At 72.7% G+C, this 6,453-nt stretch carries 5 protein-coding genes; all 5 read left to right on the forward strand.

Annotation, left to right across the window (positions count from 1 at the left end; all coding sequences use genetic code 11):
• A partial coding sequence (gene ftsW / locus VGZ32_RS03850) for a putative lipid II flippase FtsW (protein WP_326884398.1) occupies window positions 1-1,348 on the forward strand: 1,348 nt, incomplete at its 5' end.
• A gap of 104 nt (window positions 1,349-1,452) precedes the next feature.
• Entirely contained in the window at window positions 1,453-2,556 is a 1,104-nt protein-coding gene (gene murG / locus VGZ32_RS03855; RefSeq protein ID WP_349263474.1) for an undecaprenyldiphospho-muramoylpentapeptide beta-N-acetylglucosaminyltransferase, read from the forward strand.
• On the forward strand, window positions 2,553-3,983 hold the full coding sequence (murC, locus tag VGZ32_RS03860; protein ID WP_326884400.1) for a UDP-N-acetylmuramate--L-alanine ligase: 1,431 nt from the start codon (window positions 2,553-2,555) through the stop codon (window positions 3,981-3,983). The genes murG and murC overlap by 4 nt, the downstream gene beginning before the upstream one ends.
• Window positions 3,980-4,774 (forward strand): cell division protein FtsQ/DivIB, encoded by a 795-nt coding sequence (locus tag VGZ32_RS03865; RefSeq protein ID WP_326884401.1) that lies wholly within the window; start codon window positions 3,980-3,982, stop codon window positions 4,772-4,774. The genes murC and VGZ32_RS03865 overlap by 4 nt, the downstream gene beginning before the upstream one ends.
• Before the next feature lie 228 nt (window positions 4,775-5,002).
• Window positions 5,003-6,148 carry a cell division protein FtsZ gene (gene ftsZ, locus VGZ32_RS03870; RefSeq protein ID WP_326884402.1) on the forward strand — a complete coding sequence of 382 codons (1,146 nt, stop codon included), beginning with the start codon at window positions 5,003-5,005 and terminating at the stop codon, window positions 6,146-6,148.
• The last annotated feature ends 305 nt before the right edge of the window (window positions 6,149-6,453 follow it).

Below are 6,453 nucleotides of genomic sequence, written 5' to 3' on the forward strand. Positions count from 1 at the left end.
AAGCGAGGCGGGAGGCGTGGCGGACGAGCGCTCGTATCACCCACCTTCGCGCACGCCCGTCGACGCTGACCGGCGCGGCGGCGTGCGCGCGACGCTGCGCTGGCTGCGCCCCGGGGGCGTCCCCGGCGGCCGCCCGGTGCATCCGATGCTGCCGTACTACTTCCTGATCGGCGCCACGTTCCTGCTCGTCGTGGTAGGGCTGCTCGAGGTCTACTCGGCCTCCACGGTGCACAACCTGCTCACCGGCAAGGCGGAGCTGAGCACCGTCGAACGCCAGGCGATCTCGGCGGTCATCGGCATCCCGATGATGATCGTCGCGGCCCGGCTGCCCGTGCGCTTCTACCGCGCCGCGGCCTACCCGCTGCTGCTCGTCACGCTCGTGCTGCTGGTGGCGGTGCTGGCCTTCGGCTCGGTCTCGACCGGCGGCAACAAGAACTGGCTGGTGCTCGGTCCGCTGACCATCCAGCCCAGCGAGTTCGCCAAGTTCGCCCTGGTCCTGTGGGGCGCGGACCTGCTGGCCCGCAAGGAGCGGCGGCTGGCCGGCTGGGACCACCTGATCGTGCCGCTGCTGCCGATGTCCGGCCTGATCGTCGGACTGGTCATGCTCGGCGGCGACATGGGCACCTCGATCATCATCGCGGCGATCGCCTTCGCCCTGCTGTGGGTCGTCGGCGCGCCCGGCCGCCTGTTCACCACCCTCACCGGCTCCGCGGCGGCCCTCGCCGCGGTCGCCGTGCTCATCCGGCCCAGCCGGGTGCGCCGCTTCACCGCGTTCCTCGACCCCACCGCCGACCCGCAGGGCACCGGCTTCCAGGCGCTGCACAGCTTCAGCGCGCTGTCCACCGGCGGCTGGTTCGGCGTCGGGGTGGGGGCCAGCCGGGAGAAGTGGGGCTCGCTGCCCGAAGCCCAGACCGACTTCATCTTCGCGATCATCGGCGAGGAGCTCGGACTGATCGGGGCGCTGGCGGTGCTGGCCCTCTTCGGGCTGATCGGCTTCGCCGGGGCGCGGATAGCGCTGCGCGCCGAGGACGCCTTCGTGCGGCTGGCCGCGGCCGCGGTGACCGCCTGGCTGATGGTCCAGGTCATGATCAACCTCGGCGCAGTGCTGGGCATCCTGCCGATCGCCGGGGTGCCGCTGCCCTTCGTCTCCTACGGCGGCTCGTCGCTGCTGCCGTCGATGGCGGCGATCGGCATGCTGGTCTCCTTCTCGCGCGCGCCGGGCGCCGCTCCCGCTCCCGGCGCCCCGGGCCGGGCCCGGCCGTCCGGGTCGGCGGACGCGCCGGGAACGGATATGCTCAGGGCCCGTCCGCGCCCGCAGCCTCAGCGAATCGAGGGACGCACGCCGTGATGACCGACCGCGCGACCGACCCCGCGACGATCGACTCCGCGACGATCGAACCCGTGATCACCGACCCCGCGCCGAACCCGGCGCCGGACGACGGGGCCCGCCCGCTGCAGGTCGTGCTCGCCGGCGGGGGCACCGCCGGGCACATCGAACCGGCGCTCGCCCTGGCCGACGCGCTGCGCCGGCGCGACCCGCGCATCGGCATCACCGCCCTGGGCACGACCAAGGGCCTGGACACCAAGCTGATCCCGGGGCGCGGCTACGACCTCGAACTCATCCCGGCGGTACCGCTGCCGCGCCGCCCGACCTCCGAGCTGTTCACCGTGCCCAGCCGGCTGGCCGGCACCGTCCGGCGCGCCGCCGAAGTCCTGGACAAGGTGCACGCGGACGTCGTCGTCGGCTTCGGCGGGTACGTGGCGCTTCCGGCCTATTTCGCGGCCCGCCGCCGCGGCGTGCCGATCGTGGTGCACGAGGCGAACGTGCGGCCCGGGCTGGCGAACCGGGTCGGCGCCCGGATGACCGAGCGGATCGCCACCGGCTCGCCGGACTGCCGCCTCGGCGGCGGCCGGTACATCGGCATGCCGCTGCGCCACGCGATCGCCTCCCTCGACCGGCCTGCGCTGCGCGCCGAGGCCTGCGACACCTTCGGGCTCGAGAAGGACGGCACGACGCTGTTGGTCTACGGCGGCTCGCAGGGGGCCCGGCGGCTCAACGAGGCCGTCGCCGCCGCCGCGCCCGAATTCTGCAGCGCGGGCATCCAGCTCCTGCACGCGGTCGGCCGGGGAAACTACGACGCCTGGACGACGCCCGAGGTCAGCGGGGCAACGTATGTGGCGGTGCCTTACCTCGACCGGATGGACCTCGCGTACGCGGCGGCGGACGTCGTGCTCTGCCGCGGAGGCGCGATGACCTGCGCCGAGGTCGCCGCGGTCGGCCTTCCCGCCGCCTACGTGCCGCTGCCGATCGGCAACGGCGAGCAGCGCCTCAACGCGCAGCCGGCGGTTCGGGCCGGGGGCGGTCTGCTCGTGGACGACGCGGAGCTGACCCCGGAATGGCTGATCGGCAATCTCCTCCCGCTCGCCCGGAACCGCGCCGAGCTGGACCGGATGGGCCGCGCCGCCGCCGAGTTCGGCCGCCGCGACGCCGACGAGGCGCTGGCCGACCTGGTCTTCGAGGCGGCCGGTCAGGCAGGCGCCGGGGCCGGCGCGTGACCGTGTTCGACCCGCCCGCGCACATCCCGCCGGCCGAGGACCTGGGCAGGCTCCACTTCGTCGGCATCGGCGGGGTCGGGATGGCGCCGGTCGCCCGGATCGCCGTCGAGCGCGGTCTGCCGGTCTCCGGCAGCGACATCAAGCGGACGGCCGCGATCGACGCGCTCGAGGTCGCCGGAGCGCGCGTCCGGATCGGGCAGGCGGCCAAGAACCTGGACGGTGTGGACACGGTGGTGGTGTCCACCGGGGTGCGGCCGGACAACGTCGAGATCGTCGAGGCCGGGCGGCGCGGGCTGCGGGTGGTGCACCGGGCGACCGCGCTGGCCGCGCTGATGGTCGGGCGCACCGCCGTGCTGATCGCGGGCACCCACGGCAAGACGACCACGACCTCGATGACCGCGGTCGCGCTGGAGGGCTTGGGCGAGGAGCCGTCGTACGCGATCGGCGGCGAGATCGGCGCCACCGGCGTGAGCGGCCGGGCGGGCCGGGGCGCGGTGTTCGTCGCGGAGGCCGACGAGTCGGACGGCACCTTCCGGCACTACCAGCCGGACATCGCCGTGGTCACCAACGTCGAACTCGACCACGCCGAGTACTTCACCTCCCTCGACCACGTGCGCGACCAGTTCGTCGAGTTCACCCGCCGGATCAAGCCCAGCGGCCTGCTGTTGGCCTGCGCCGACGACCCCGGCGCGGTAGCCGTCGGACGGATCGCGCGCGACGCCGGCACCCGCGTCCTGTGGTACGGCGAAGCGGCCGACGCCGACTACCGGATCGCCGACCTCGAGATCGTCGACGCCCACGCGCACTTCACCCTTCACGCGCGCGGGCGCGAAAGCCGCGTCCGGCTCGGCGTTCCCGGCAGGTACAACGCGCTCAACGCCGCAGCCGCCTTCGCCGTCCTGGCCGAACTCGGCATCGACCCGTCGCGCATCCCGGAGGCGGTCGGCAGTTACGCCGGCGCCCGGCGGCGGATGGAGCTCAAGGGCGAGGCCGCGGGTGTCCGCGTCTACGACGACTACATGCACCACCCGACCGAGATCGCCGCGACCCTCGCAGCGTTCCGGGCGCTGGCCGGCGACGGCAGGCTCATCGTCGCGTTCCAGCCGCAGCGCTTCTCCCGGGCACAGGCGTTCCTGCGCCAGTACGGCGAGCCGCTTGGAGCCGCTGACGCCGTGGTCGTGATGGAGGTCTATCCGGGCTCCGGCGAGACCCCGATCCCCGGAGTCACCGGCGAGACGATCGCCGGGGACGTGCCGCTGCCCGCCGACCGCGTCGCGTTCGAGCCCGACGCCGCGGCCGCGGTCAAGCGCCTGGCGGACTGGGCCCGGCCGGGAGACGTGGTGGTCACCGCCGGGGCGGGAGACGTCACCACCCTCGGCCCGAAGGTCCTGGACCTGCTCAAGTCGCGGACCCGGGATCAGAAGTGACCGGCCAGGACACTCGCGGCACTGGGAGCAGCGCGGACGTCCAGAACACCCCGGACGCCGGGCCGCAGGTCTCGCTGCGCCCCGCCCAGCTCTACGCCGCCCGGATGCGCGCCCGCGAGCGGTGGCGGCGGCTGTCGGTGACGGTCACCGTCGTGCTCGCGCTGCTCGCCGGCGTCGGGTACGCGCTCGTGTGGCACACCTCCGCGCTGGGGATCAACGCGGTGCGCGTCGTCGGCCAGAAGACGGTCTCCGCGCAGCAGGTCATCGCGGCAGCCGGCCTGCGCATCGGCACTCCCCTCGCCGCGGCCGACCTGTCCGGCGCCCGGGACCGGGTCCAGCGCATCCCGCGGATCGCCTCCGCGAGCGTGTCCCGCGACTGGCCGCACACCGTGGTGATCGCCGTGGTCGAGCGGACCGCCGCCGCGCTGATCCCGGACGGTTCGGGATTCGACGTCGTCGACGCGACCGGGGTGGTGTTCGGCAAGGCGGCGAACGCGATCCCCGGATTGACGGTAATTCAGGTGCAGGGTGGGGCTGATGTGAAAGCTGCGGTCGTGCCTGGAGCGCTCGCCGCGCTTAAGGCGCTGCCTGCCGATATCGCGCACCGGGTTACCGGGATTACCGCCGCGAGCCCGTATTCGATAACGCTCCGCTTGTCCGGCGGTGTGACCGTCGACTGGGGCGGGGGTGACGACCCGTCGGCAAAGGCCCTCGACCTCGCGGCGTTGATGCGCACGGGCCGGGCTGCCCGATACGACGTCAGTGCCCCAGATGCTCCCGCGATGTCCTAACGATATGCCTGTCTGACACTGAGTCACTTTAACTGTCGGCGAACAAGTCTCGGCGTGTTCGTTGAACGCGCGCGCCGCGCGACCTACTGTCGAGTCGTCGATCGAGTCGTCCCGTGGTGTCGACCCCTATTTGATGTTGACTCGCCGCGAGGGCGATAAGGTCGTGTGCGAGTCGCATTGAGCGCCGACGATCCATCCGTACTCACCAGCGCGAGAGGCCTTCGAACCGTGGGTGCACCGCAGAACTACCTCGCCGTGATCAAAGTCGTCGGCATCGGCGGCGGAGGCGTCAACGCGATCAACCGGATGATCGAGGTCGGGCTCAAGGGCGTCGAGTTCATCGCGATCAACACCGACGCGCAGGCCCTGCTGATGAGCGACGCGGACGTGAAGCTCGACGTCGGCCGGGAGCTGACCCGCGGCCTGGGGGCTGGCGCCGACCCGGACGTCGGGCGCAAGGCCGCCGAGGACCACGCCGAGGAGATCGAGGAGGTCATCAAGGGCGCCGACATGGTGTTCGTGACCGCCGGCGAGGGAGGCGGCACGGGCACCGGAGGCGCTCCGGTGGTGGCCCGGATCGCCCGCGCGCTCGGCGCGCTGACCATCGGCGTGGTAACCCGCCCGTTCACCTTCGAGGGGCGGCGGCGCGCGGCGCAGGCCGAGTCGGGCATCGCACAGCTGCGCGAGGAGGTCGACACCCTCATCGTCATCCCGAACGACCGGCTGCTGTCGATCTCGGCCCCCGGCGCGACCGTGCTCGACGCGTTCAAGTCGGCCGACCAGGTGCTGCTGTCCGGTGTCCAGGGCATCACCGACCTGATCACCACCCCCGGCCTGATCAACCTGGACTTCGCCGACGTGAAGTCGGTCATGTCCGAGGCCGGCTCAGCGCTCATGGGCATCGGCGCGGCGCGCGGCGACGACCGGGCGGTCGCGGCGGCCGAGATGGCGATCTCCTCCCCGCTGCTCGAGGCCTCCATCGACGGCGCCCGCGGCGTGCTGCTCAGCATCTCCGGCGGCTCGGACCTGGGCCTGTTCGAGATCAACGAGGCGGCGCAGCTGGTCTCCGAGGCGGCGCACCAGGACGCGAACATCATCTTCGGCGCGGTGATCGACGACGCCCTCGGCGACGAGGTCCGGGTCACCGTGATCGCCGCCGGATTCGACGGCGGCCAGCCGTCCAAGCGCCGCGAGCCGGGCCGCCGCGAGGACGGGGCCGGGAACACGACGGTGCAGAACGCGATGCTCGGCGCGCTGCCCAAGCCGAACGATGAGGACGACCCCCTGTCCGCCACCATCCCCGGCTCCCGCACCGAGGACACCGTGGTCGCGGACGAGCTGGACATCCCGGACTTCCTCAAAGAGGGCAACTAGCGGCGCTCGCTGTCGAGCATCACCTGCCTCGACCATCGCGCTCCCACGTACCCCGCCCACCTTCCACGTCAGCCCCGCCCCCGCTCCCGACAGTCCGATTACCCGATCGTCGGATTGTCGCCCCGGTTGTGAGCGCGCCAGTCGCGGCGAGGCCAGTCGGCGCCGTTCCTCCGTGATTGTCGGATCATCATGCGGGTTGGTGATCGCGCGCCGATCTGAAAGGCTCGGGGCGTGGAGCTCTTCGAGCACGGCCGCTTCCGCTTCGCCTTCTCCGACCGGCACGGCGGAGTGAGCGCGGCGCCCTA

The organism is Actinocrinis sp. (assembly GCF_035938995.1).
In the GTDB taxonomy this organism is placed as follows: Bacteria; Actinomycetota; Actinomycetes; order Streptomycetales; family Catenulisporaceae; genus DASZGI01.